Source organism: Microcoleus sp. D3_18_C2, from assembly GCF_036702395.1.
Classification (GTDB): domain Bacteria; phylum Cyanobacteriota; class Cyanobacteriia; order Cyanobacteriales; family Microcoleaceae; genus Microcoleus.
In genome coordinates, this window is sequence record NZ_JAUBTG010000029.1 from 48,138 (window position 1) to 74,594 (window position 26,457).

The 26,457-nt window shown below is 46.1% G+C and carries 19 protein-coding genes; 9 read left to right on the plus strand and 10 right to left on the minus strand.

Translation table 11 applies throughout. From position 1 onward, the window contains the following. Positions 1-282: 282 nt before the first annotated feature. Positions 283-783, minus strand: coding sequence for a transcriptional regulator (locus QUA88_RS17840; RefSeq protein ID WP_333272949.1), 501 nt, complete (start codon positions 781-783; stop codon positions 283-285). A gap of 53 nt (positions 784-836) precedes the next feature. Between QUA88_RS17840 and QUA88_RS17845 the strand changes: the two genes are divergently transcribed. After that, on the plus strand, positions 837-1,310 hold the full coding sequence (locus QUA88_RS17845) for a hypothetical protein (protein WP_333057919.1): 474 nt from the start codon (positions 837-839) through the stop codon (positions 1,308-1,310). Between the two features lie 101 nt (positions 1,311-1,411). Here QUA88_RS17845 and QUA88_RS17850 read toward each other — a convergent pair whose 3' ends face one another. From QUA88_RS17850 to QUA88_RS17870, 5 genes are all read right to left on the minus strand, one after another. Beyond that, positions 1,412-3,094, minus strand: coding sequence for a DUF262 domain-containing HNH endonuclease family protein (locus QUA88_RS17850; protein WP_333057920.1), 1,683 nt, complete (start codon positions 3,092-3,094; stop codon positions 1,412-1,414). Positions 3,095-3,253: 159 nt separating this feature from the next. Then, positions 3,254-4,324 (minus strand): aromatic ring-hydroxylating dioxygenase subunit alpha, encoded by a 1,071-nt coding sequence (locus tag QUA88_RS17855; RefSeq protein WP_333057921.1) that lies wholly within the window; start codon positions 4,322-4,324, stop codon positions 3,254-3,256. Then, complete coding sequence (locus tag QUA88_RS17860; RefSeq protein ID WP_333259450.1) at positions 4,324-5,010, minus strand: class I SAM-dependent methyltransferase; 687 nt, start codon at positions 5,008-5,010, stop codon at positions 4,324-4,326. The genes QUA88_RS17855 and QUA88_RS17860 overlap by 1 nt, the downstream gene beginning before the upstream one ends. A gap of 306 nt (positions 5,011-5,316) precedes the next feature. Next, complete coding sequence (locus tag QUA88_RS17865; protein WP_333057936.1) at positions 5,317-7,269, minus strand: FAD-dependent oxidoreductase; 1,953 nt, start codon at positions 7,267-7,269, stop codon at positions 5,317-5,319. Positions 7,270-7,714: 445 nt separating this feature from the next. Further along, entirely contained in the window at positions 7,715-7,897 is a 183-nt protein-coding gene (locus QUA88_RS17870) for a hypothetical protein (protein ID WP_333057923.1), read from the minus strand. 395 nt (positions 7,898-8,292) lie between these two features. Here QUA88_RS17870 and QUA88_RS17875 point away from each other — a divergent pair, with 395 nt between their 5' ends. Together QUA88_RS17875 and QUA88_RS17880 are read left to right on the plus strand one after the other, a co-directional pair. Continuing rightward, positions 8,293-9,822: a CHAT domain-containing protein gene (locus tag QUA88_RS17875; RefSeq protein ID WP_333057924.1), complete on the plus strand. Its 1,530-nt coding sequence runs from the start codon at positions 8,293-8,295 to the stop codon at positions 9,820-9,822. Between the two features lie 127 nt (positions 9,823-9,949). Next, a complete protein-coding gene (locus tag QUA88_RS17880; RefSeq protein ID WP_333210272.1) occupies positions 9,950-12,043 on the plus strand; it encodes a hypothetical protein in 2,094 nt (697 codons plus the stop codon). A 58-nt stretch (positions 12,044-12,101) separates the two neighbouring features. Here QUA88_RS17880 and QUA88_RS17885 read toward each other — a convergent pair whose 3' ends face one another. Beyond that, positions 12,102-13,046, minus strand: a complete 945-nt coding sequence (locus QUA88_RS17885) for a hypothetical protein (protein WP_333057926.1) — start codon at positions 13,044-13,046, stop codon at positions 12,102-12,104. Between the two features lie 1,158 nt (positions 13,047-14,204). Between QUA88_RS17885 and QUA88_RS17890 the strand changes: the two genes are divergently transcribed. Continuing rightward, a complete protein-coding gene (locus tag QUA88_RS17890; RefSeq protein ID WP_333272956.1) occupies positions 14,205-16,265 on the plus strand; it encodes an iron uptake porin in 2,061 nt (686 codons plus the stop codon). A gap of 180 nt (positions 16,266-16,445) precedes the next feature. Here the strand turns inward: QUA88_RS17890 and QUA88_RS17895 are convergent, their stop codons facing one another. Together QUA88_RS17895 and QUA88_RS17900 are read right to left on the minus strand one after the other, a co-directional pair. Continuing rightward, the gene (locus QUA88_RS17895) at positions 16,446-17,699 is read right to left on the minus strand and encodes an FIST N-terminal domain-containing protein (RefSeq protein ID WP_333057929.1); all 1,254 of its coding nucleotides are present in this window, start codon (positions 17,697-17,699) and stop codon (positions 16,446-16,448) included. Between the two features lie 289 nt (positions 17,700-17,988). Next, positions 17,989-18,135, minus strand: coding sequence for a hypothetical protein (locus QUA88_RS17900; protein ID WP_333272959.1), 147 nt, complete (start codon positions 18,133-18,135; stop codon positions 17,989-17,991). Between the two features lie 304 nt (positions 18,136-18,439). Between QUA88_RS17900 and QUA88_RS17905 the strand changes: the two genes are divergently transcribed. From QUA88_RS17905 to QUA88_RS17925, 5 genes are all read left to right on the plus strand, one after another. Beyond that, complete coding sequence (locus QUA88_RS17905) at positions 18,440-18,676, plus strand: Calvin cycle protein CP12 (RefSeq protein WP_333057930.1); 237 nt, start codon at positions 18,440-18,442, stop codon at positions 18,674-18,676. A gap of 400 nt (positions 18,677-19,076) precedes the next feature. Further along, positions 19,077-19,697: a DUF3177 family protein gene (locus QUA88_RS17910; protein WP_333057931.1), complete on the plus strand. Its 621-nt coding sequence runs from the start codon at positions 19,077-19,079 to the stop codon at positions 19,695-19,697. A gap of 262 nt (positions 19,698-19,959) precedes the next feature. Then, positions 19,960-21,414: a hypothetical protein gene (locus tag QUA88_RS17915; protein WP_333057932.1), complete on the plus strand. Its 1,455-nt coding sequence runs from the start codon at positions 19,960-19,962 to the stop codon at positions 21,412-21,414. Between the two features lie 389 nt (positions 21,415-21,803). Continuing rightward, the gene (locus tag QUA88_RS17920; RefSeq protein ID WP_333057933.1) at positions 21,804-22,085 is read left to right on the plus strand and encodes a peptidoglycan-binding domain-containing protein; all 282 of its coding nucleotides are present in this window, start codon (positions 21,804-21,806) and stop codon (positions 22,083-22,085) included. 221 nt (positions 22,086-22,306) lie between these two features. Continuing rightward, a complete protein-coding gene (locus tag QUA88_RS17925; RefSeq protein WP_333057934.1) occupies positions 22,307-22,579 on the plus strand; it encodes a peptidoglycan-binding domain-containing protein in 273 nt (90 codons plus the stop codon). A 48-nt stretch (positions 22,580-22,627) separates the two neighbouring features. On the opposite strand, the gene QUA88_RS17930 is transcribed toward QUA88_RS17925, so the two are convergent. Further along, a complete protein-coding gene (locus QUA88_RS17930) occupies positions 22,628-26,023 on the minus strand; it encodes an ATP-binding protein (RefSeq protein ID WP_333057935.1) in 3,396 nt (1,131 codons plus the stop codon). Between the last annotated feature and the right edge of the window lie 434 nt (positions 26,024-26,457).

A 26,457-nucleotide genomic window follows, 5' to 3' on the forward strand; every position in this document is an offset into this window, starting at 1 on the left:
TAATACCCGCAAACAATTTATATAAACCCGCCCCCACACAACCGATAATCTAGATTAACCTTTACTGCGATCGAAATGAAATATTTGTCGCCTTGTGGGGGCGGGTTTTGGAGATGGTAGGTTTCTAACATAAATGGTTGGTAAAACCCGCCCCTACAAATGTCTGTAGGGGCGGGTTCACCAATAATATTTAATACCCGCAAACAATTTATATAAACCCGCCCCCACACAACCGATAATCTAGATTAACCTTTACTGCGATCGAAATAAGGCTACAATCAGCTAGAAATTAGCTGGTTCGGGGGATAATTCTGATTCCCCAAAATCCGTTGATTTCGAGTCAGCGGGCAACTCAGTATCTGCGACAGTAATTTCTAGTTTAAATCCTAATGCTTCGAGCAATTCTACCAAACTGTAAATTTCCAAACCGCCGCTTTCAGTCAGGATCTTATCGAGTTTTTCGTGATGTTCTTTTGCTGAATCAGAAAGAGCATTCATCCTGATTTTAGCCTCAATTACCTTTCTGATGGCATTTCTCAGGAGTGCGGGTTCAGGGTCTTTTTCTTCTAAGATAGCCCCGATAAAACCACCAGCGTGTTCGGCATCTTTGAGAGATTCAATTAGGGACTCGCGGTAGCTATCGCTGGTAGGCATTTTCATTGAATTTCGCTGGTTGTACTTCCATAATTTTATCGCAGTCGATCGGCAATTTCTCTCGTAAGCGCGATCGACAGTCCATTCTACAAGCAAATCATACTTAAGACAGAGGTATTCGATCGACAAAATAGTAAACCTTGTTTGAGGAAACAAACTTTAAATCAAACAGGGCATTGTGAATGAATTTTAAATCGATCGCAAAAACCAATCTACTATTCGGCAGCCTGATAATTAGCCTCGGATTGCAAGCACTTCCAGCAGCAGCGCAATCAGTCACCGACGCGCAAGTTTCCGCCCTCGTAGAAGCGCTGCGACAAGCCGCCCCGCCACAAGCCGCAAATGACGGAATGTACAGTCAGTGGCAAGTTTTACCGAACAATATTTCCCGCTGGGCAAAATTCTGTACCAAACAAGATTTAACACCGCAACAATTTGAGGCTGACGCGACAAAAGCCAAATCAATTGTTACCTGTATCGTGGGCGATTTGCTGCGCGACGAATACAAAGCTAGCAGCAACAATGAAACAGCCGCTGTACGCCGCGCCGCTTGCTGGTGGATGACTGGCGAATCCGCAGCTTGCAAAAGTGGCGCCACTGCTACTTATGCCGATAAAGTTGTCAGCGTTTACCAGCAGCAGCGGGCTAAAAAGTAAAGTTTGTGCTGGCGGAATTTAGATTTTTTTACCGCAGATGGACGCAGATGGTTTTGTGCTGATGGACAGATAAGAGCGATTTGATATCAAATTCAATTATCCTATAAGCGCCAAAGATTCTTGAGAACATTAATCAGCTCTTTCTGCCGTCGAGCGATTACTTCTGGCGTCCATTCCTGTTCCCGCAGCACTTGGGTAGTAAGCACACAGGGTGAAACGCCCGTTTTAGTAGTGAAATACTTCTGCTTTTTCACATCAAAATCATAATTTTTTGCCTGAGTGTTTTTCGCACCAGATAGTAAAACTAAGTTGCCAAGACGATGTACATATTGATCGCGCTCTTCCTGACTAGGAAACCAATTCATCCACTCACTATTAGCCCCTGGATTTTGGGGAAGTACGTGCTCGACAGTAATTTTGGAGAAGTTGTAAGATGCTTCACCTTCTGACAGGGCAGCATCTAAGCGCAGCAAAACATAAAGACGAATTTTTTGGATTAGGTAAAGGTCACTATCGAGGACTCTAAGGATATTGTTTGACTCTTCAGGAGTAAACTGGAGCGGTGAATTGGAATTGAATAAATCTTCCTCTTGTTCAATAGCAGTAAGCAATCTGCTGTAACGTTCAATCCGTTTATTAATATTGGCGCGGACAATCATTAAACCTGCCGCAAGGCGGTCTAAATCTGTAAAAAAACGCACCAAATTATCGGGGTTATTACGGTTACGCGATAGGTAGAAAATGGCAGGCGGTATCCAGTCAACATTCTCAATTTTGTTTAACCATTTAAATAGTTGATTAATTTCCTCGGCACGCCGCTCGCTTTCATAGGTTGAGTTGTGAATTTCCGAAAAAGCCTTAGCATAAGGAGCTAAAATTTCATCAATGAATTGCTGAGACCCTGCCGCAGGATTGATGTTTTCCTGAAACTCTTTAAGGATACTCTTGCTAAGTTTTTTCTTTTCTTTAATCATCCGAATATGAGAAAACAAGTCTTTGAATAACTCGCGTCCCAGCTCCTCCTCGGTATCTTCCCACTTTTTAGTATATTTTTCTTGTTGGCTTTCGGGTATTTTTCCAATAATGTCCGCTTTCAAGATATCAGTTATGGAGAGATCCAATCCCCTGTTGTTCAACACAGAAAATATCCGATAAGCAGAGTCAAAGTCAGGCGTAGAAACCACTACCAAGAAGCACTGGGTAATGATGAACTGGGCAAGACGTATACGGTGGGATTCAGCGATAGTCTGCAAACGTTGCAAGAATAAATGTGCATTTTCTTTAATAAGCTTCTGAGTATCCATCAGCTCAGCATTGTTTAATTTTTGGAGCTTGTTAATACCACCTTCATTTTGAATATATTCCTTGAAAAATTCTGCATCTCGCTCGCGCAAAGTCAGACGGTAACGATTATCTATACCCGCGATTAAGCTGCCTCTTTGGTATAGATAAGTGGTCAAGTCATTGGCGTGTTGTGTTGGCAATGATTCCCTGAGAGCAGCTAGTAGTATGGTGAGAGTTGTTAGACGTTGCTGACCATCTACAATTTCAGCCTCTGGCGGCCCAGATTTGATCAAAACAATGCTGCCTAGAAAGTACGGGTTGAGTTGATCAATCGTGTCGTTACCATCTCCCAATGATGTTAGCAGGTCTTCCAGCAGTTCCCCAGCTTGCTCATTTGTCCAAGCATAGGGACGCTGGTAGAGGGGAATGGTAAACATAAAGTCATCGCTAAAGATTTTCCTAATGGGGTGTTCCTCACCCTTGATGCTGACACGGTTCATGCTTGGTTCCTGTGTTAGGTGTGGTTGGTAATTGCTTCCCGAAAGTCAATTTTCCTTGCTGCTAGAATACCATGCTCAAGCTTGGAAAGGCGAACTCTCAACTTAGCTTGTGCAGGCTGGTTTCATTCGTCCCGCTGTAGGCTTCAATCTGCGGCTGAATTACCCATTTTCCCCCTGACTTCTTATCAACTTTTGCACGCTGGCTAAAGCCCGATTTAATTCATAACTTTTTCTTTCTGAATTCTGCAAAAAAGCCTGCTGTTCTTCTTCAATCATTAACACATCCTGCCGCACCAAACCATCTAATAACTTTTGAGCCGCGCCGAAGCAACTATCTTTGATAAACCTGCGAAACCAAACAGGCAATTTGTGCAGCCGCCAAAACGCATTTAATGAGGTAAAATGAATTAAATAAGCGCGAGTTGCTGTTTCGCTCACCGGACAAACCAAGCAGTAAATCTTAAAGTCGCTTCCCAAAGTTGAAACCCAGTGCGGGTAAACATAACTCACCTCTAGCGGTTCCGGGTGCAGTCGGCGCAAAGACTTAAAAAATAACTGAGAAATTGACCAAATTTTATCTATTTTGTAATAACTTTGTGCCTGATAGCGAGCAGTTACTTGATGCTCGTTTTCTTCTAAAGTATCTAACACTGGATTTGCCCAAGCTTGCCAATCATCGTGCAAGTGCCCGTGGTACATATCCATCAAGTTTTCAATTAAAAATGAATAGTGTGCCTGACAGTCGATGACTGAAACAGTGGCAATATAATTGAGATGTTCCCACTCTGGCAAATCCAGTAAATGAGTTTTTTCTGCTTGGGTTTCGTCGCCGGGAAACAGCCAGATAAAACCGTTTTTTTCCTTGACTAGATAGGAGCGAATTTTGCAGTTAGGTAGCTTTTGATTTTCTGCTAAATAATCGACTTCGGCACATTCTCCCCTTGCATTTAACCGCCATCCGTGGTAAGCGCATTCGATTAAATCGCCTTTAACTTTGCCGTGGCTGAGTTTAACTTGTCGGTGCGGACATCTATCTTCTAAAGCGTTGATTTTGCCTGCACTGTCGCGGAAAAGTACGATCGCCCGATTCCAGATTTTCGCAGCTAGCGGCTGAGTTTGCACCTCGCTGCTGCGGGCGATCGCATACCAGCGATCGAGATTAATGCCCAACTGGCGGATGTGAGTTTTTTCCCCTTTTCCAGCTACCGATTTTATCGCGTTGTTTTGCATTACAAATATTCCCAAATTACGCCCATAAAACAACCCAATTTTACAAAATAACAGCCCGGAAAGCAACGACCGTAAATTTTTCTAAATCTCCGTTCAGACAAATACCTATCGCTAGCTAAATGCTTCAACCACCCTGGCGACAATCTAAATTTTAATAGTCTTAAAGCATTGCGAAATCCGTAGGTGGAACAGTCGGGATTAAAATCTCTCGCTGCACCTAATATGTAGCCTATTGTAGCAGGTGTTTCGACTTCCGAAATATTATCTAAAAAGACGACTTTGCCGTGCGAATTTAACATTTTTTTAATGGCATTGAGGGCGGCGGGAAGGTTGGGCAGGTGGTGAAAAGTAGCAGAACTAACTATTAAATCAAATTGGCGATCGAGCGCTAATTGACTGGCATCCATTTGGATGTACTCGATGTTGGGTGCTGAGCGTTTTTGACGCGCTATATCTAGCATTTTTGCTGACAAATCGACGGCTACAACATTATCGTAATACTGGGCTAATTCAAAAGCAAGAATTCCCGAACCGCAGCCAATATCTAATACTGCACCTTTGCTGACAGATAGGTTGTTAGTAAAGAAATCGTTCTGGTTTTGCAACGAGGTCACGAAATCGTATTCTGTTGCAAAAGCATCAAACGTTACAGATTTATTGCGAACTTTGCAGTTACTATTTAGCATTTATTATTGCTTTATACTCATTCAATAATATTTTAACCGCATATCCACCCCGCTTAACGCAGATATTTTTTTGGTTCGCAAGCTCTGCCTTTTCCCCTCAGCGAAACCACCCCCGCAAACCGTAACTAATCTTAAAAAAAGAATGCAACTGTAGGAAACCTCTAAACCCTTATTGGATCAGTCATTCCCATTTCTTCAAATCTAAAATCTAAAATCTAAAATCTAAAATGGTAGGGCTGGGGGCGGGTTTCACCGAGGATACCAGCCGATGATTGACGATTTATAAAGCCCGCCCCACTGCAAACCTTAGATTTTTAACACGCCTTCGGGATTCACCGTCAAGAGCGCTCGCCTCTGCAAACCCTCCTGATATAAAATAGCATTAGCTGCCAACAAACCGCTGCTAACTGCCCTTTCCATTAAACCGCACGGAAACGGCATTTTTACCCAATCTCCCGCAAACAAAAGATTGGGAACAGCGCAGCAAGTTTCTGGTCTTTCTGCATAACTACCGGGCGGATATCCAGAGAAATTCTTTTGATTTACCAATTCCCGGTGCAGCATATTTGCCTCTTTTAATTCCGGTACAATTTCGTACAATTCTTGCTCAAAAGTCGCCAGCAAAACTTCCTGATTCGGAAATTCTTTCTCCTTGTAACAATAAGCGTGCAGTTCCACAACACTACCGCCAGTTTTCTGATTCCACTCTATGAACTGATCCTGAATTCGGTGGTAAAGCGTAATGCTGTCAGTCAGTTTGTAGCCGGAAAGCGAACTGAAATTGCTGTGTTCCCAGGGAAATTCGCGATCGAACCAAAAACGGCCCACCGCAAACGGATCGGCTATTTTCAAACTCTCGATCCGACTCTGCACCTGCGAATTCACCTCACCGCTAGCCAAACTAAACAAATGCTGCATCCCCGGAACATCGGCCGCCAAAACATAATAATCAGCCTTCAATGTTTCTCCCAAATTTTGCGTCTTGGAAGTGGTCGCGGCGGAGACCAACTGTACCTCATCGGCTTTTTCATCAACTACCTTAAATCGAGGCAAATCCCGCTGAGCAGGTCCGCTGACAACTCGCCCTTCGGCATCAAAAACTGCCCCGTGACAAGGACAGTGAAATTGACCGTCGTTTTGTTTCTGAACTGTGCAGCCTTGGTGAGTGCAGCTCAGAGAAATTGCCTCTTTTCCCGACGGTGCGGCGGCAAATACGCTGTCCCCAGCGCCGAAATATTCGGTAGAGTTGCTATCAGTTAATAGCCTGTTTCGCTTCACCCAAAAAGGTATTTTACTTTGCACGTCTCCTGACTGATAACTCAGAGAATCAATCTTGCCGTTTTCCCAGCGAATTTCACTGACTGCGACATCTGTCAATACTTTGCCGCCTTTGCTTTCAATTGCTCTGGCAATAGGCTGCACCAAACTCGTACCCATATCTTGTCGCGTACCGTTGAATGCTAAACCCTCTGGATTTCCGAAAAAGTAAAAGTGAAAAAATTGCATTAATTCTCCCGCGCTCAATTCGTCTGGAGCGTTGAGGCTGGATTTGGCAAAAGGCAGAAAATACAAGTCATAAAGTCCGCGCGGAAATTCACCTTTTACCCAGTCGGCTACTGATATATTGTCGAGGCGAGCAAAACTTTTTTGAGTTTGAAAACCGCCGATTTCTCGAAATACTTGCCAGTGAGCGGGTTTTGTAAGATTGATTCCCCACTTGAGCCGATTGGGAGAAGATATCCCCAAGTCAACTATATTCCAGGGAAAAGCTGAATGGTTGGGACGGAAAACTTCGGGTTTGTATTTGCCGTCTCTAAACAGAACGGCGTAGGATTCTAAAGATATAAAGTTATCGGTAATTTCTAGTTCTTCAACCACACTTTTGAGGTTGTAGTATTGCGGAAAAAAACCGTGGAAACCGTGTTCCATCATAAAAGTTTCGTTCCCGACTTGTATCGGCCAACTAGCAATTTTACCGCCGAGTTGGGGCGATTTGTCGAGCAATGTTACGGCGAAACCTCGCTGGGATAGCTCGTAAGCACAGGCGAGCCCTGCTAAGCCTGCGCCTACAACTGCAACGGTTTTGCGGTTATTCAGCATTCGCGGCAAGTCAAGAGAATCTTGCACAAAAACGGCGGGCTCTGGCTTGGAAAACCGAGAGTAGCCCAGCAGCCCGCCTGCGGCACCGACTCCGAGGAATTTGAGGGCGGTTCTTCGAGAAACTGGTTGGGATAGCGGTGAATTGGTTGATTGACTCATCAGCGGTACGCGGTAACGGGCTTTAAACACAAATACGCCATAAGGCATATATCATAGACCGAAATCAGGATATGTGAAGAAATACTAAGACACATCCCCCAATCGGATCGCGATCCTCTTCGAGGGCTGCGCTAACGCACTTGATCTGGTTCGATCGCACACAATCTATAACAAAAGCAAGAAGGCTTTACTTATTTAGGAGAAAAGAAGGAAAAAGCGATCGCCCGCCTAGCGTAAAATTCTCTAAATAATTAAGTGTTTTTATTTATGTTGCTCAATTCTTGGCAACCGCCGCCAATGATTCTAAAAAACTAGGAGATTTTCATGCAAAATCTTAGGCAAAAGGCAGTCTCGACGAATTGTACGAAATAACCTGGCAGATATCCGAGACCAAACAATTAACCAGTCGAGCTTTAAGTAAGTTGGGGCGAAAAATATAACTATTTTAAAATAAGTAAATACAGAGAATATATCTACTGAGGTAACTCAATATATCGGCGATCGATGCAGGGTATTCCTCACTTAATACCAAGACAAAACTCGATTCAACCTGAGAAGTGCGGATGTGTCGCAAAAATTCAAAGACGCCCGTATAGCTAATGCCGGTTAAACTCACATCTTGCACCATTCTTAAGAACGGGCTCTTCGGCCCGTTCCACAAAAGATGAATTTTTTGTGGAACAGGCCGGAAAGCCTGTTCATAAAAGGATTATTGAAAATGGTGCAACATCTCAGTTTTTTGCGTAAGTCCTGTTTATGCAAAACCCCTGCATAATTTACAAACTTTTACATAAATGGTCAATTTCTTGGCGTGCGGCCTCTGTTGCTGCTGGTATCCACACCCTACGGTAGATATTTGCGGTTGCTCTTGAATGCTATAATCGTGCGGCGATCGCCAGCACAGTCAATCGATTTTAGATTTTAGATTTTAGATTTTAGATTAAAGAATTGAATGAAGCATTCACCCCACGGATAAATTCGGGGGGGAAGTTTCTCGGATACAGGTTTTTTATTTCTGGACGGATGAATCAGGGGGCTTGTATCCTGGATGCGAGGGGGTCAAAATTCCCACCCACATCCCAACGTCTGCCAACTGCTGCCGCCAACGGCGCTATTAACCGCCCCAAAATCATGCAGTACCAATCCCAGCAGCAACGCCAAAAACACACGACTCAGAAAAAAATTAAAAAAGCTATTTTTTACTGTGTGATAGCAATATTTTTCTGCTGGAGCACCGCGAACCTCGCTACAATTGCCCAAAACACAGACCAGGGCGGGCCGGGCGGGCAAGAAATGAGAAATTTGCTCGATCGGGGAAACCTCACCGAAGCCGTAACCAGAATCGAAGAAAGCTGGGAAGAAGAGTATCAAACATACTTTGAACAAGACTTTGAAACCCGTGCGAAAACGGCCGAAGCAATATCAAAAACTCTCTCCCGTCTAGCAGTTCAAACCAAGAAAAAACCAGCTTTAATTTACGCTATCCCCCGCACCGACCAACTAGAATTAATCTTAATATTGCCCGATCGCCCGCCCATTCTCCGCAGCGTCCCCGAAGCCAAACAAGAGAAACTGCTCTCAGTAGTCCAAGAATTCGGTAGCGAAATCACCAACCCCGTAAAACTAAACACCACCACCTATCTAGAACCAGCCCAACAACTCTACAAATGGATAGTTGCACCCCTAGAAACAGATTTGCAAACAGCAAAAATTGAAACATTGCTGTTCTGCGTCGGCGCAGGTTTGCGAACCGTACCCCTAGCAGCAATGCACGACGGACAGCAATTTCTGATCCAAAAATACAGCCTCGCCCGCATCCCCGCCTTCAAACTCACAGACAGCAATTACACCGACATCAGAAACGTGCAAGTCCTAGCAATGGGAGCATCAGATTTCGCAGAAACGGCGAACAAAGAACCGCTGCCAGCAGTTCCATTAGAACTCGGCGCGATCGCCCGACAGTGGCCCGGTCAATCCTTTCTCAACCAAGACTTCACCCTAGTAAACTTGCAATCCCAGCGACTGCAACAAAAATACGGAATCATCCACCTTGCCACCCACGCAGAATTCCGCCCAGGAACCCCAAATAACTCCTACATTCAATTTTGGGACACCCAACTCGGTCTCGATCAAATGAGAGATTTAAAATGGAACAATCCGCCCCTCGAACTATTAGTATTAAGCGCCTGCAGAACCGCCTTGGGAGACAAAGAAGCAGAACTCGGATTTGCCGGTTTAGCGCTGCAATCGGGAGCAAAATCAGCCCTCGCCAGCCTGTGGTACGTCAGCGATGCGGGGACTCTCGCCCTGATGACAGAGTTTTACCAGCAGTTAAGAATCCGCAGGCCAAACGACCCTCCAATCATTAAAGCTGAAGCAATGCGGCAAGCACAAATCGCTGCGATCGAAGGCAAAGTGACGATCGAAGGCGGTCAACTGCGAAGTGCGCGAGGCGACATTCCATTGCCCCCGTCCATCCCCAAACTCGACAGCAAAGATTTATCCCATCCCTATTATTGGGCAGCATTCAGCATAATCGGCAGTCCTTGGTAAGTGGGCCTCTTGACCGACAGTGGTGATAGGCTATAAAACATAAGTAATTTAATATCTGTAGCTGTCGCTCAACAAACCACCACCAACCTGTGACGAATCAAGCGGGAGCCTTCAAGGGGAAAGAAAGATGAAAAAATTAGAATTTTTGCTACAGAAAGAGGGCGATCGCGCCTGGTTGCCCCTAGAAACCTCCGACGTGGAAATTCTAGAAGGTAAATACCGCGTGGTTGCTCGCATTCAGCACCCCAACACCGACATCGAAATTCGCGTTACCCATACCTCCTTCGACCAAGGGGCGCAGCGGAAAGTCCAAAGCCGATCGGCCCGCACCAACCCCGAAGGATTAGTCGTGATCATTCCCTACACCAGGCTCAAACCCGGACTGTGGGAACTATCCTGCTTGCCAGATCCCAAAGCAACACCACTAAAACCTTGGCAGTACGGCGTTCAGTTAGAAGTATTGCCCGCAGAATCGGAAACCTCCGAACCGCTACCGCCGATCGACCTCGAACCCCCAGCTTCCGCCGCAGACTCAGAAAACGTAGTACCGATCGATCGCGCAGCCCCACAAATCGCTTCCCCGGTCGATCGCCCCGCACCAACCCAAATCCCAGCAGCCGATTCAGCACCGCAGCAGACCAAAATCTACCAATTTCCTATTCCCCAAACCCCCGAACCAAAACCGGGCGTCCAACTCGAACTCCTCCTCGATCGAGAAACCTTCGTCACCCAACTCGGTCGCCCCTTAATCATTTCCGGCAAAATCGACATTCCCCAAAACCCGCAACACCCCCAACAAAGCAGAAAAACAGCAACTCTCATCCCCGACTCCGAAGCGCTAGAACTCAAACAACTCATCGGTTCAGCACAACTGCAAATTTACCTGCGCGACCCCCAAACCTCAAAAATTCTCGCAGAAATCCAGCAGCCAATGCCAGAACAAGTTCCCCCCTGCATCTTTGCCTGCGTCACCTACATCCCAACCGAGTGTAAAAGCCGCCTCATTTTAGGAGAAGCAATTCTCAGCAGCGGCGGCGTCACCCTAGCCACCAAACTATTCACAATTACAGCTCGTTTAGAGCACCTTCTAGAGGAAATTAAAGACAATTTCCTCGAAGAAAAGCATCAAGCCGAACCCTCCCCAACAGCCTCAAAACCGTCTGGAAGCGCCAAAAATATATCCTTCCTCAAGCTAGTAGAAAAATCCTTAGACCCTCCCTCCCCTGCTGAAGTCCCAACCACTGAAGCCCTACCCCCTCTACTGGCTTCGCGTCACACCCCAAGTGCAGGCGGTCTAGAATTGCCCGCATTCGGTAACAAACTCCCCGACAGCAGCCGATCGCAATTGCTGTCGGAAATCTCCGATTCGCCTCAAACTGCCCCAGAGTCGATCGACCCACAAACCAAACCCTCAGACATCTCAAATCCCACTCAAACAGCCGAAATCGGAGCGATCGACCAAAAACCCGAAAACAGCCCAGAATTAGAAACAACCGCCCCAGAAACCGCGCCAGCACCCACAAAACAGGCATTTCAAACCTTAAACGTCGAAAGTCGATTTTGGTCGCGACTGAGTTCCCTAGCCAGCAACGGTGAATCCCCCGACTGGCTGAAAGCAACCACCCTGTCACCAAATCCAACAGCCGCCACCAATAGCAGCGACGAAATTGCCGTTGTGGAAGAAAGCAGCCCAACCCAGCAGCAACCCGAAACCAGCGAAACAATTTCCGATCCCAAATCTACTAGCCCAGAAGCCAGAGAATTTGTCGTTTTTGACGAACCCCCGCAGCCGAAACAAGTTGCTCAAAAAACCAGAATAGTCGCCACAGAAGACACTCCTCCAACTCCCTACGTTTTGCCAGAAGACGAGTTAGTACCGATGCCGATTTTGGAATTGCCGCGGGCCGAAATCATCGCGGGCCAGGCTGTAAAAGTGCAAGTGCAACTCCCGGAATTAATGCCCCGGATTTATGTGAAAGTTTGGGTGTACGATCGCCAAACCTACCTGATTCTCGACGGGCCTCGCTGGATTACCGAATTTAAAGCTAACGGGTTGGGAAATGTGCGAGCAAGTGTCGAGTTAGAGATTCCCTACGGCTGCATGGAAGTCGAATTTGAGGCGATCGCCGTCGAAATGCAAACTCAGCGGGAAAGCCACAAAGTAAGCGTTCACCGCCAAGTTTTACCCCCAGCCGGGCCAACTTTACCCCTCGAAGGGTAAGCCCAAATCCGCGTGCATCCCCGTTCATCCGCTGACATCTGCGGTTAAAAAATCCTACTTACTTGCCCGCCAACTGCCGAAACTTCTTCTTAAACTTATTCTTATACACGTAGATCGATCGCTGTAAATCCTCAACTTGCAGCGACATCTCGGCAGCCAAACCCGTGCGGTTCCAAACATCCTCCTCACACTTGCGGCGGCAAAAATTCATCGGTTCCGAGTAAACTTTCCCAGTAGATAAAGTCGGCTTCGGCCCGCACCAGTGAATCACCGTCGCCTGAGTGCGATCGCCCCCAGGCCCGCTTGACTCAACCGGAAACTGCTTCCTCAGCAAATCTTGGTCAAAATCCGGCACCAACAACTGCATATCCACATTCTGCACCCGCAGTCGATTTTCCCCGGCCGCCCGGAAAATCATAAAGTTCAAAAACCCCATTTCTCCGTACTTAAATATCCCCGGATTTGCCGCCGTAAAATCTAAAATTTCTACGTATTCTTCCAAGCTAAAAACGCCGCGCTTAGCAAAGAAAGTACCCGTGCAGAAATAGTTCGATCGCGATTCCGACCAACGAAAATTCGGGAAATGCTTCTCAACGCCCGGAATGTCAAAGAAAAATTCCGAAATCTCCGCATCCGGGTAATCGTAACAAGGCTTGTCTACAATAAAATCAAACTCTTGAAAGTTAGCCAATTTGAGAACATCGCCCCAGACGATCGTATCGGCATCCAAAACCATAAAATTTGACCAAGGACTTTCCCAGAAAGCAATCATTTTAGTTTTGCCCCAACCAAAACTTCTTTTCCTGAGAACTTCTTCAGAAACAGTTGTGCGATCGATAACCCGCACCCCATAGGCTTTTTCCAAAGCACTCACAGAAAACGTACCGTCAATCAACAGACAAATCGGCACATCTCCCAGGAAATAGCGGATGCTAGCACAGCAACCCTTAGCAAACAGATAATCTTGGTCGCAGCAGGCAATAATAATACCAAAATCTTCCATAAAACCTCACTTTTTTACTAATACCAGTTACCCAAAATAATGCAAGTGTATGCCGATGTTTCCAACTTGTATGTCATCAGTTATTTCCAATTCTTTAATCGAAAATCGAAAATCGAAAATGGTATAACTTGCCCACCCACAGCGTTTCGGTTTTTTGTTCTGACAGCAGCTCTATTTTTGAGTTTGGCATTTTAGCCAGCTTAGCACTAAACTCCTGCGATCGTCCCTAGGCAAAAACATCGTTCAAACCGCTAGGAATATCGGGCATAGTCGATCGGTCAAGCAAGTGAGCTTTCCCTGCGCCAACAGCGGGTCAATCGATTTTAGATTTTAGATTTTAGATTGACTTGCGCGAGATAAATTCGGGGGTTCCTTTATCGGATACAGGTTTTTTATTTCTGGATCCTGAGTCTGCTTTCGGAATGAATCACGTGGCGGGTATCCTGGATGCGGGAATTGTCAAGCACCACCAGTTGCAGTCGCACTTAAATAACAAAAAAGTTGTGTTAAAGTAGCGGGAAATTAAATCCGCCGACGAGCCGTCTCAAAAATGGCGATCGTCCTGGCAAGTCCCGACGGCAGCGGGCCTCAAAAAACCAAAATTGGTCAAGCCTGAACTTTGGTTTGGATCGGGTCAATCTACCAGCCTTTAAGTCTCAGTTCCCCACTCATGGCGGGAAAATAGCCCCTGCCGGGTTGCGAGGTTTAAACTTAGGTTAAAAACCTTGACATTATAGGAGATAAAGCTGTATAAGGGATGCGACAAGCAGCCACAATCCTACCTATAACTGTCTGTTAAGTCGGGCGTAACCGAGGACTCTGGGCAGTTGTCAGTTACAGGCAGATTGTGGTTGAACCCGTCGAACCAGTTATCGATCGCCCGCAGAGCAATTCAAGCAAGTCGGGCGATCGAGAGATGAAATTAGCACGTGATGGTATAATCTACTGTAATGTAATGTGGGCTTGACCTGAATTGATGCCTGGGGGTACAAGGGCCCAGCCCCTACGTTCAAGCAGAAGTAGACACGCCTACTGTGAATCAACAGTTATGGATAGGTTCTATTTTGGCAGTTATTGTCAACAGGCAAGCAACCACAAAAATTAGCAGTTGGGAATTGCTGCTCGTCGAGTTGAATAGAGTGTGAAGGTGTGAGGAAAATGAACAGAACTTTTTGGAATTTACTGCTAGTATCCCCGGCAATTCTGGGGCTATCATCAGTCATGAGTGCCACTGCGATCGCCGCAGAAGCGACCGCAACCCCTGAAGCCAACCAACTAGCTAAAGCTCAGTCATCTGAGTCAAAAATTGCAGAAATAGTTGGAGAAATAGTTGCAGAACCAGTTGCAGCAGCCCCTGCTGCCCCAGAAAACCTGGCTTTAAACAGCAGCCTCGAAGCGGCCCCAACCCCGGTCGTTAAGGAAGCAGACGCTGAAAAAATCGCCTCAATCGAACCAGAAACCAGCGCCGCAGCACTGCAAACAGCACTGCAAACAACAGGGAGCGACATCGAGTTAGCAGCCCCAATCGCTCCGGCCAGCGCAGCAGCGACTGAACCCCTAGCAGCAGCAGGCACTGCCGAACCCTCGCCCCAAGCATCAGACTTGGCAGAGCAAATCAGCCAGACAGAAGTTGCTGGGAAAATTGAAGTGCCAGCAGTCGCCAGCACCCCAGCTACTACCCCAGCTACTAAGGTAGAAATTGCTCAGACAGTACCCGGAGGAATGGGCGGCCCCATCGTCCCTGTTGCTCCCCAAGCACTGCCGGCCCAACCGTCGGGAACCATGTCCCAGGTGACATCAGTCACTCAGCTCTCCGACGTGCGCCCGACAGATTGGGCATTCCAAGCCCTGCAATCCCTAGTCGAACGCTACAGTTGTATCGTAGGTTATCCCGACGGCACCTTCCGCGGCAACCGCGCCCTGACTCGCTACGAATTTGCAGCCGGCGTCAACGCTTGCTTAGACCAGATAACCCAACTAATTGGGTCAACAGGTAACTTAGTTACCCGAGACGACTTAGCCATCCTGCAACGCCTGCAAGAAGAATTTGCAGCCGAACTCGCTACCCTGCGCGGACGAGTAGACGGCCTAGAAGCTCGCACCGCAGAACTCGAAGCCAACCAGTTCTCCACCACCACCAAATTGAATGGAGAAGCCATTTTTGCAGTCAGCGACACCTTCGTCGGAGATGATCTCAGCCTTGAGGACGACGACACTGTCACCAACTTCGGCTACCGGGTGCGCTTGAACTTAAACACCAGCTTCACCGGTCGAGACTTGCTCAGAACCCGCTTGCAAGCAGTCAACACCGCCCGCTACGATAGAGCCACCGCTACCGGTACAAACATGGCTCGCTTGGCTTTTGACGGCGATGATGGCAGCCAATTCACACTAGACGAAGTGTACTATCGGTTCCCGGTCGGTCGCGCTACAGTCTTTGTCGGTCCTAAAGGACTTGACCTCGATGAAATTGCAGACCAGGCTTCTACCTTTGGTAACTCTACGAGTTCGGGTTCACTTTCCAGATTTGGAGTTCGCAACCCGGCAGTATTCCGCGGCCCGCAGGGAGCAGGCGCAAGTGTGAGTTTCAACTTGGGCAGCCTCCGAGCTACCGCAGGCTATCTAGCCTCCGACGGCGATGCTCCCAACCCAGCAGACGGCAGGGGCGTTTTCGACGGTTCTTTCAGCGCTCTGGGTCAGATCGGCTTTTTCAGCAGACCGTTTGACTTGGGCTTGACTTACACCCGGAAATACAATCGGGCAGGCGATGTTAGCCTCATGGGCGGCGTCGGCAGTTCTTTGGCTAACCGGCCCTTCGATCAATCACCCACCGCATCAGATAACTATGGGGTGCAAGTTAACTTCAAACCCAGCAGTCGCTTTCAGATTGGCGGTTGGTACGGTTATACGAAGGCTGAACAACTGCGGGGCGGCAACAATGACGCTACCATCCAGAATGGTGCTATCACTGTGGCCCTGGGAGATTTTGCCCGACAAGGCAACGTCCTGGGTTTTGTCTTCGGTGTACCGCCAAAAGTTACTGAGAGTGATGTCGCCAGAAATCGCAACACCTCTTATCACTTAGAGGGTTTCTATCGCTTCCAAGTCAATGACTTTATCTCAGTGACACCGGGCGTTTACGTGATTCTGAATCCCGAACACAACAACAACAACGACGATATCTGGGTCGGACTCCTCCGTACAACCTTTAGTTTCTAAGGCTTCTAGACATCTAGTTACAGCTAAAAGCGGCAGGCGACTGCCGCTTTTATTTATTGGTCATCAGGCGATTTTAGATTTTAGATTTTAGATTTTAGATTGTTAACAGTCATCAGTCATCAGTCATCACTCATCAGTCATCAGTCAACAGTCATCACTCATCAGTCAACAGTTGACAAATTATGAATTTTGGCGGCAAATCCCGAATACGGAGGTGTAGCCGTGCAGAAATGTGCTGCCGCCGACGGGGCCGATTTCGCCGTTGCAGAAAAAGCCGCCCAGGGGGATGTTTTTGAGGTATCGGCCAAAAAGTCGGGAGTCAAAGTTCGATTCGCCGTAAAGCCCTTCACCGCGCCCCAGACAAGAGAACATCAAGGCGCCGACGCTGGATGTACCACTGTACTCGGCGGCCCGCTGATAGCGATCGAGCAGCATTTCTAGGTCTTCTGCAGAGGTGCGCGCGTCCCGCAGGTGAAATTGGATGCGCTGTCCGGGACGGACTCGATCGCCGATCGCAATTGCCCCCACTTTCGGATCTACTCCCAACAGATTGCGGATTAAAAAATCTCCCGGCTCTAATTTCAGCTTGAATTCATCGCTGACTAAGCCTACAAATAACGAGTGCTGGGCTAATTCTCGGTCTTCTTCGCTCAAAGTTTGAACTAACTCTCGCAAAGCCTCTAAGGGCGATCGCTCGATGCCCCCGCTGCCGATATCATCGGTTTGTTCTTCGAGTTTCAGCAAAATATTGCGATCTCCTTCCGTCACCCGATAAGGATGCCCGATCGGCCTGCAGCCTTGAGCGACGATCGTTTCCAAAACTATATTGCCGCTCAAAGCTACCCCAACCGTCCCTTCTCGGTGAAGCTGATAGTCGCAAAACAGCGCCGCGCCCCTGCCCGCACCGTCCCCCCCGGCTAGTCCCCCTACCTTCGCCGCGCCCGGATAGGCATAATCTAGCCCTTGGAGCAAATCGTTAATTTTTGCGGAAAAGGGGTCAGCCAAGATGATGAACTGCGGTTCTTCCTGGGCCGGCACGCCCAAGAGATCCACCCAAGTATCCGGGGGACTGTCTAAGTCGGGCAGTTCTTCTGAACCGACATGAAAAGTTCTGACATTCACTCCCGGCAAGCGCGCCAGACTGAGGCTGACTGCGGGAGATCCCTCGACTTCTTCGGTGAGGCCCCCCCGGTTCGTGCCGATGACTCCTCCCCCGCCACATCCCAGGATCGCGGGTACTGGCAGCATTTCTCGGAGTAAAGGCATCAGCCGAGAATACTCGCTGGCAAAGGCAGACGAGATAAATATCAGTGCTAAATCGGCCTGGCCTTCTAGGTCGCGATCGGCTTGTTCTACAACTTCTTTGAGGGCGGATTCCAAAGAGGGACGGGTTGATAAAGCGCTGACCCATTGCATTTGGTTTTGGGTGTACATAAGGCAAACTTCTCTATAAAACTATTTCTATACATTAGGCTAACTGGAACCGGCCACTGGGGGGACGCTATTCTTGGGCGATCGATTCCCCATCGATTGCCGTTCTTGTGTTAACATAAGTTAACATGAGAGTCCCCTTAATCTGTTAACTGTTAAATGCTGTGTTCAGCTAAATCTTAAAAGATAAAGCTCAATACAGTTTGACACACCAACCTCGTGTAATGTTTTCATCAAAAGTAAGGTTGGCTCGACCTACATTGATGCCTGTGGACTAGAATCCGCCTAGGGGCTAGTAAAGCAGGGAGTAGAGACGGCTACTGCGATCGTACTTATGGATGGTTTCTATCTGGGCTGCTGCAACCGCAGCGCATCTCAAGCTATTATTAGCTGGAGTCGCCAGACCGAAACAGCAAATCCCACCCAAACTAACATCCAAAAAGAAAACCTTTCTTACTTAATAAGGTCAACGGCCCAGGTCTAAAGACACGCTCGCTTCGAGCCTAAGACTTAAACCACTGTTGACCCGCCGTATACTTTAGAAGTCTACGTTTTTTGAGTTATGACACCAAGCGACTGCTTAGCTACTCCCTTGCTCTGTCGTTAACGGTTAAACATCTTTATTTGGGTTAAGGACGTGCCGTTAGCCGAACAAGCTCACTAAACAAAGGCGCGTGCTAACATTACCTAGAAATAGGTCGGGGACAACCATATTCTCCTACACTTTCCTACCAACAAGTTTTATGACAACAACACCCTCCGTCAACATCCAAGAGAAAATTGAAGAAGAACTAGAAAGCGCTCGTACCGTCTGTGACCTCAAGGGCGCAACTTCCGGGGAATGCGCGGCGGCGTGGGACGCAGTTGAAGAACTGCAAGCAGAAGCTTCCCACCAAAAGCAAGTCAAACCTAAGAATTCTTTTGAAAAATTTTGCGACGACAATCCTGACGCTGCTGAGTGCCGCATCTACGAGGAATAAACGAGCCATTTAGCTCTATGCCGAACCTCCCGCGCCGAAATCTAACTTTTGGCGCGGGAGAATTTTATTTTAGGGGTTGAGCCTTGAAATAATGGTGAGATTTGCCCTCTATCCCAATACGGTTCAAATCCGCCAGCTTCCCCCTCGCCCCCCAAGGGGGACAAGAATTTGCTCTTGCGTCCCCCAAAAGGGGCGAGGATGGGAAGGAGATATCTCAAGAATAAACAGTTTTAACTCAAGCGTATTGCCGTCTATCGTGTCTCAAGTACCTTTCAAAGCGCGCCAAGTACCTTAGAAAATGTAGCAGTAACTAAAACATTAAGACCGTGTTCTGGTTGCTGATTTTTTAGCATTTTTGTAGTAAAATTTGTGACAAATAAGTGAGTATATTTTCCCAAAGATGTTGAGTCTTTTATTGGCAGCCACCGGGCCTTGGTTTCAACCGCTAGTGTGGATGGATTACCGGTTGTCTGTGTTATTAACAATTTCGATCCCGCTGGTAGTGCTGATTTGGGCTGTTGTGGCAAAAGCTGAGGCGATCGTCCGTTTGTCGATTATTTATTGGCGGGTGGCGAGTTTGCTGGCAATTACACTTTACCTGATGATGGCTGCGCTGCCTGTGAGCTTTGTATCGTCGGTGATTGGGAGGGCATTAATTCCTGCTAGTCTGTGGTTTTGGGAGGATTTAAACGAAGAAATTGCCGATCGACCGCAGTCGCCCCTGAAACTGGCTTTTACAGCTTGGCGGTGGGCGATTACTGTTTACAGCGGTTTGGGCGCTCTAGCTCAACTTCCCTTCTTAAGCTGTGCTTTTAAATCGCAAATTGAGGTAATTGACGAACCTTTTTGCCGCATTTGGTTAGACCCACCTTGGCTCTACAAACAAATGTTTCACCCTAATACAACCCCTCAATTTTTGGGATTGTTGGGGATGATTGGTTTAGCTATCTATGTAATTTACTTGTCATACTTTGTGCTGATTAGACTAGGAAAACAGGGGAGGTCAGCTACCGGAAATTAAGTTGAGTTTTAGTTAGTATTTCCTTCCTAAATTGCAGCTAAATTATTCCACCAAAATCTCATAAATCCCAAATAAAAACAGCCGGGGCGCATCTAGGATAAAATCAAACTAACAGCCGGGTGGCTGACGTGACCCGCCCAAAAACGGATACAAGCCGTGGACTCCAGTCGTGGATATCTAACAATTTTAGACTAAGGTTCCAGCTTCCAGATTCATCTGTCGAGAAAATCTAAAATCTAAAATCTAAAATCGACTGACAGTAATGTTATTGGGAAAGACTGTGATGGATAGCAAACAAGCCTACTTACAGTGCTTAGACAGGCTGATTTGGGCGATCGATCGCCTGGAAGCAAAAGTCGAACCAAGTGAACTCGCTCGGATTGCCGAACTGATTGTTCAGCCGATGATGGGGCCATGGCGGTTTTTTCACACTCCCGAACATATTTTTGAGGTGGGGGGAGATGAAGATGCGATCGAGGTTTTGGCAGCTTTATTTCACGATACCGTCTACCTACAAGTCGATCGCAGCATTAACTTTAACGTCAGCTACTACATCACTCCTGTTGCAAAAGAGGTTAACCAACACCTACAAATTCGGGATAAATCTGAACTGCCTGCGGATGCTACCTTCGAGATGGTAATGCTGGTATTCAATTTTGTACCGGGCGAAGTCCTCAATCCTTTGGCTGGACAAAACGAATTTCTCAGCGCTGTCGTAGCAGCAAAAGCTCTAGAACCATTTCTCAAACGCGAGCAATTGCTTCAAATTGCCGGCTGCATTGAAGCAACAATTCCGTTTCGTGCCGCCGATGCGGGAGTAACGGTAAGCCAGCGTCTTTATGAGCGCTTGCAAGCAATAAATAGCCTGTTTAACCTCAGTTTAACGGACGAGGAAATGCGGGAAACGGTCAAAAAAGCTGTGCGAATCTCTAACCGGGATGTGATGAGTTTTGCTCACCATAGTTCAGCCCATTTTTTGGCAAATACCTGGAATTTACTGCCGGAAACCAATCACAATCTCATATGCTGGGGTTTTTACACGGTTCGCGACTACCGAGTTGCTTTGGTGAAGATGGAAGGTTTTCTGAATTATCTCAAGCCAGAAATAATTTTCCGACAGTTTGAGGGATATCCAGACGATCGCACCTATCAGCGCTGGGAAACTACTGCTAAGTACAATCTCGAAATTGCGAAGCTTTATTTGGGGTGCAAACTGGCTGCCCTAGCCCTGCTAGAAGCTCTTTCTTCGGATTTGGGGATTGAGGTTTCTCTGGCGATGATGATGGGAGGAATTCCGGCTCAAGTTCCTAACTGCGTGCGCCTGGAAAGCTTTTTTCCAGAAATAGAGAAACCTTATAAACCTAAAATTAGTTTAGAAGCGGAAGTATTGAATTTATTAGAAAATGGGCGGGCTAAAAGCACTTCTAATACCGATTTGGAGAGTTCGCCCCTGACAACGTTTGTGGTAAAAATTGTTGGCTTTGACGAAATGCGCTATCAGTGCGATCGAGCTAAGGAATTTTTTAGAGAAAATCTCAACGCCGACGAGTTTATTTCCGACTTTAACCCGATAGTTACAGAAATTGTTATTGATTCAATTCTCAAGTTGTTTGACAGCCGGAAGTCTACTATCTACCGATACTACGATATCACTTCTAAGTTAAAGTCGCAACCCCAAACCAATTTTCTCGATCGCCCTTTTCGATCCCATGGTTAACTAGCTTTAAATACAGTATTTTTGCCTCCTCTATAGAAAAGACCATTACTCAGCTTATATAAGAGTAGAGCGATTACACCGTGACAGGATTGATTGCCTCGCTTTCCCTACGTCAATCTGCCTATCCATCCCAACACCAACAGCCCTACAGGTATGGTGTGGGGCTTCCGGCAAAGATGCTAAAAGTTGATAAAAAATGGAAATTCGCTGCTGTTTACCTTTGACAATTATTTTATACAAAACGGATTTGATAGCGGGCTGTCACTCATTTGAGCTACCCCAAATAAGCGTCACTATAAAAAGCGACTGTTAAAGCACTTCCCCCCACAGCTACAACTGGGGAATAGCAAGTTCAAACAACTTGCAAACCACTAATCCCCAATCAAACCATGCAAACCACAAATTCAATTTACGCTCAATTGCCTCTTTGCTCTTCACTGCCCACACTGCAACGAAATAATAGTACCACTGCCAATCAAAACGTGCGCTATCTCCAACAATCCTTAGTTGAAAACGGATATCCCGTCGCAACTGATGGATTCTTCGGCCCAAAAACCGAAGAAGCAGTCATCAGATTTCAAAAGGAAAATCAGATTGCTGTTGATGGCATTGTTGGCCCTCAAACTTGGAGTCTATTAGGCGCTTGTTATACAGGTGAACCCGGATGTTAAATCCAAGTTAACTAATCCTAGGCGCACGGGTAGCAAGAAACTGGGTTGTTTCACTGCAATACTTCTTTTTCGCCCCCAGAAACGCTAAAAAACCTGGTGGTTGAGCGAAGCCGAAACCTCGTTTATGCCCGTTAAAAGTGCATCCAGGACTATTAACTAACATCTTTTCCCCACTTCTCTACTTTTAAACAACTTGCAAACAACCAATGGAGAATCAAACCATGCAAACCACAAACGCAATTCGTACTGAATTACCTTCCTGCCGTTATTTTCCCATACTAAAACGCAACGATGGTGTCACCCAAAATGAGGACGTTCGCTACCTTCAGCGACTCTTGAACACCAAGGGATTTTCTTTAAATACTGATGGAGGATTCGGCCCGAAAACCCAACAAGCCGTTATCAATTTTCAAAACCAACAACAAATCGTTGCTGATGGCATTGTCGGCCCTAAAACTTGGAATAAATTGGGTGTTTGTACAACTATATTTTAAAGTTTGTGCAACCATGTGTTAAACAGAGTAGGGCGTGCAGTGTGCGCCCTATTTTTCTGTCGAAGTTTCCACCCCACACCACCCCTCCGGGGCACCGTACATTCGATACTTGCGAGAGCGTTTGAAATACAGCATTGCTACCCGATCGTCTGGATTGATTTGTAAAATATTCTGAAATACTTTTTGGGCGGCAACAAATTTTTGCTCGTAGTAAAAATTGAGGGCTTCTTGAAAAACCTCCGCCGTTTGCTGCTTGAGTACAATGCTTTCCTCTGTTTCTGTATCGTAAATTTCAAACACCGACACAGCATTTGTCTTTCCTTTCACCGTTACTCGATCGACAAATCTGTACTTATATTTTTCTGGATCGTCTAGGCGATCGATAATTGCACCGCTAACTAGAATGCCCGCGCCGTAAACCTTAGTCAATCCTTCCAAACGAGACGCGAGATTCACCGCATCAGCAATCACCGTACTTTCCATCCGTTCTCGTTCGCCGATGGTACCCAACATCAAATTGCCCGCGTGCAAACCGACGCCGATCGCGATCGGAAACAAGCCATTTTTTTCTCGCTGCTGGTTATAGAGATTTACTTCTTTCTGCATATCAATTGCTGCTCGCACACCATCTTCAGGGGATGTAGGAAACAGTGCCATGACTGCATCCCCAATGTATTTGTCAATAAACCCGTTATTTTTCCTAATTGCAGGGCTAACCCTTCCCAAGTAAGTATTAATAAATGTAAAATTTTCATCCGGTGTCATATTTTCGGAAAGCGCAGTAAACGAGCGAATATCAGCAAACAGCACTGTCATATCTCTTTCCTGATGTTCGCCTAATTTTACTTCAATAATACTCGGCTTTTCCAGCAAGTTTAGAAAATCGTGCGGCACAAACCTGCCGTAGGCTGCATTCAGTTTTGCTAGGCGAATTTGCGTATTAATTCTCGCCAACAATTCCTTTTTTATAAAAGGTTTAGTTACATAATCATTGGCTTCTAAGTTAAAAGCTTCTACCAAGTCAGTAGTTAGATTTTTTGCCGTCAGCATCAGAATCGGCATTTCTAAAGGCGAGTATTTTTTGCGGACTTCTCGACATACTTCATAACCCGTCATCTGCGGCATCATTACATCGAGTAAAATTAAGTCCGGCTTAAATCCTGATTCAATCAGATTTAAAGCTTCTAAGCCGTTGCTCGCTTGAGTAATTTCGTAGTTGGCTAGAGAAAGACTGTTGATGATGACATGAATATTAATCGGCTCATCATCAACTACCAAAATTTTTAATTTTTCACTTTCTAGCGACTCGCTATTGTCTGATACCTGAGAATTTATTATAGAGGATTGGCGGGCTAGTTCAGGAGTGATAAAAATGGGAGAACCCTCGGTTAAACGCGGCTGTATGCTGCTAAATTCCGGTTGACTCTCAGATACGGGCAAAGTAAAGGTGAACTGGGAACCGACGCCTACAGTTGAAGATACCGAAATTTTACCTCCGTGCAATTCCACTAATTGCTTGGCAACAGTTAACCCTAAACCCGTGCCGCCATATTCTCTAGCAGTGGAACCGTCAGCTTGTTCAAAGGATTCAAAAATTCGTTCTAATTTATCTTCGGGGATGCCAATACCGGTGTCAGATACACTAATCGCTAATTGGGAATTAGGCAGTGATTGTGCGTTGCCCGTTACCAATTCTGCTGAAATTTCAACTCTGCCGCTTTCGGTAAATTTAATTGCATTGCCTATTAAGTTGTAAAGTATTTGCTGCAAGCGATTCTCGTCTGCTGCTATTGGCGGCAATTCAGGAGCGACTGAGTTAATCAACTGCAAGTTTTTTTTGCCTACTAATGGCTGAGACAAAGTGAGAATTACAGAGACTATTTCTCGAATACCGACTGACTTAATTTGCAGTTCTATCGTTTTGTGTTTTAGCTGAGAAAAGTCCAGAAGATCGTTAATTAAAGAAGACAATCTTTTGCCCGATGATGAAATTAAAGCTAAGTTAAAATTTGTTGGTTCTGGCAGTTGTCCGGTAGCACCGTCTATTAAAGATTCTGCAATACCAATAATGCCGTTGAGCGGAGTGCGGAGTTCGTGGGAAGTATTGGCTAAAAATTCGTCTTTCAGTTTGTCGAGTCGCTGCAATTCGGTATTTTTAGTTTCTAAGGCAGTAAAAGATGCTTGCAGTTGTTGTGCCATGCTGTTAAAAGCAGCGGCAAGTACGCCCAATTCGTCGGAGCGATCGAGCTTGACAGTTTGGTCAAATTGTCCTTCAGATAAAGCTATTGCTGCATTTTTTAATTTTATAAGAGGTTTGATAATCCAGCGAGAAGTGAGAATTCCTAACACACTTGCCATGCCCAAAGCTGCCAGACATAGCAACACTGTAGTTCGGTTGCCCGCATGAATTTGTTCCATAAAGTCGGCTTCGGGAACGACAACGACAATCAGCAAATCTAAACCCTTGTCGTCTTGAAATGGCAGGACTTTTAAAAATTTCTGCTGGCCGTTGATTTCAACATTTATTTGCTGCGATTTTGTAATTTGGTGCAAGTTTTGAAAGTGACTTTCTAAATATTTAGCTGTAGTTTGCGTTACTGCGTCGCTGCTTTCTGTAACTTTAAACAGTTCTTTTTGACCGTTTTGGGTGCGGAAAGGTTTTTCGGCTGTGGAAGTTGCCAGCAGCGTGCCGTTTCTTTCGATAATAAAAGTTTGACCAGATTTACCTATTTTGAGGCTGTTTAAAAATTGACCGATACTGTCGAGACGCAAAGCAGCAATTAATACTCCTTCTAGCTGTTTCTGGCTGTTGTAAACTGGTTGCAGCGCGCTGAGGAGTAAGGTGGGTTCTAGGAAGGATATATAAACTGAACTCCAAGTTGGTTTGGCTTCTAGAGCCGCATAGGCGTAGGAAGGGTGCTGTCGGATGTCGAATTTTTTAACGGAGGCGGCTACTGTCGTGCGATCGCCCGTATCATTAGTATTGTAAGAATAAAAATTAAAATTTGTAGAAGGCCCCGATGCGTTAATCAATAAAGTGCCATTAGACATCTTTTCGCCAGTGCGATATTCTCCATCTTGATTAGCGATCGACGTAAAATTGATATAAGGATATAATTGCACTTGTCGCCACAGATACTTTTCCCAAGCTGACAAGTCTTTCATGTTTACAAAACCCAGTTTCACCGCATCCAGCTTGCTTTGATTGATTTGGTGCGGAGTTTGCAGATAAGTTCTCAAATTTTGCTCAATGCGATTGCTTACCTCCCCCATCAATTGAGCCGCAAGGTCATTCACTGCTCTTTGAGAGTTCCTAAATGATAAATATCCCACAATACCCACCGCTGCAAATACTTGCAAGACAAAGGGAACTATGAGTACAGTTTGCAGCGTTGCTTTTCTTGAAAGTTTTGCCACTAAGTGCTTGAGAGAAAGAGTGGACATAACATTAGTTTAGGTTGAAAAACCCAGTTAATACTTGGAGCTAGTTCTTACCGCTGGTAAGTATTATAAACCATTTTGTACTTAAACACAACTTACACAAGGAAGACGCGATATCGGTTCTACAATCTTTCATCTTATACCAAATTATTAAAAGTCAAAGCGAACCGTAGAGACACGGCATTTCCGTGTGCTCGTCCCCGCGCCGGACAAGGCATTTCCCTGTCCCTACCGATGTTCACATACAATATACAGCACTTCCGGATGTTATGAGGTACAATAGAATTGACTAAAAATAATATACCAATGAAAGCATACTCAGTAGATTTGCGCTCCAAAATAGTAGCAGCCCATATCGAGCAGAAGCTGTCGATCAGAAAAACAGCAGCGATATTTTCCGTCAGTAAAAGCTTAGTTCAAAAACTGGTCAAGCAACA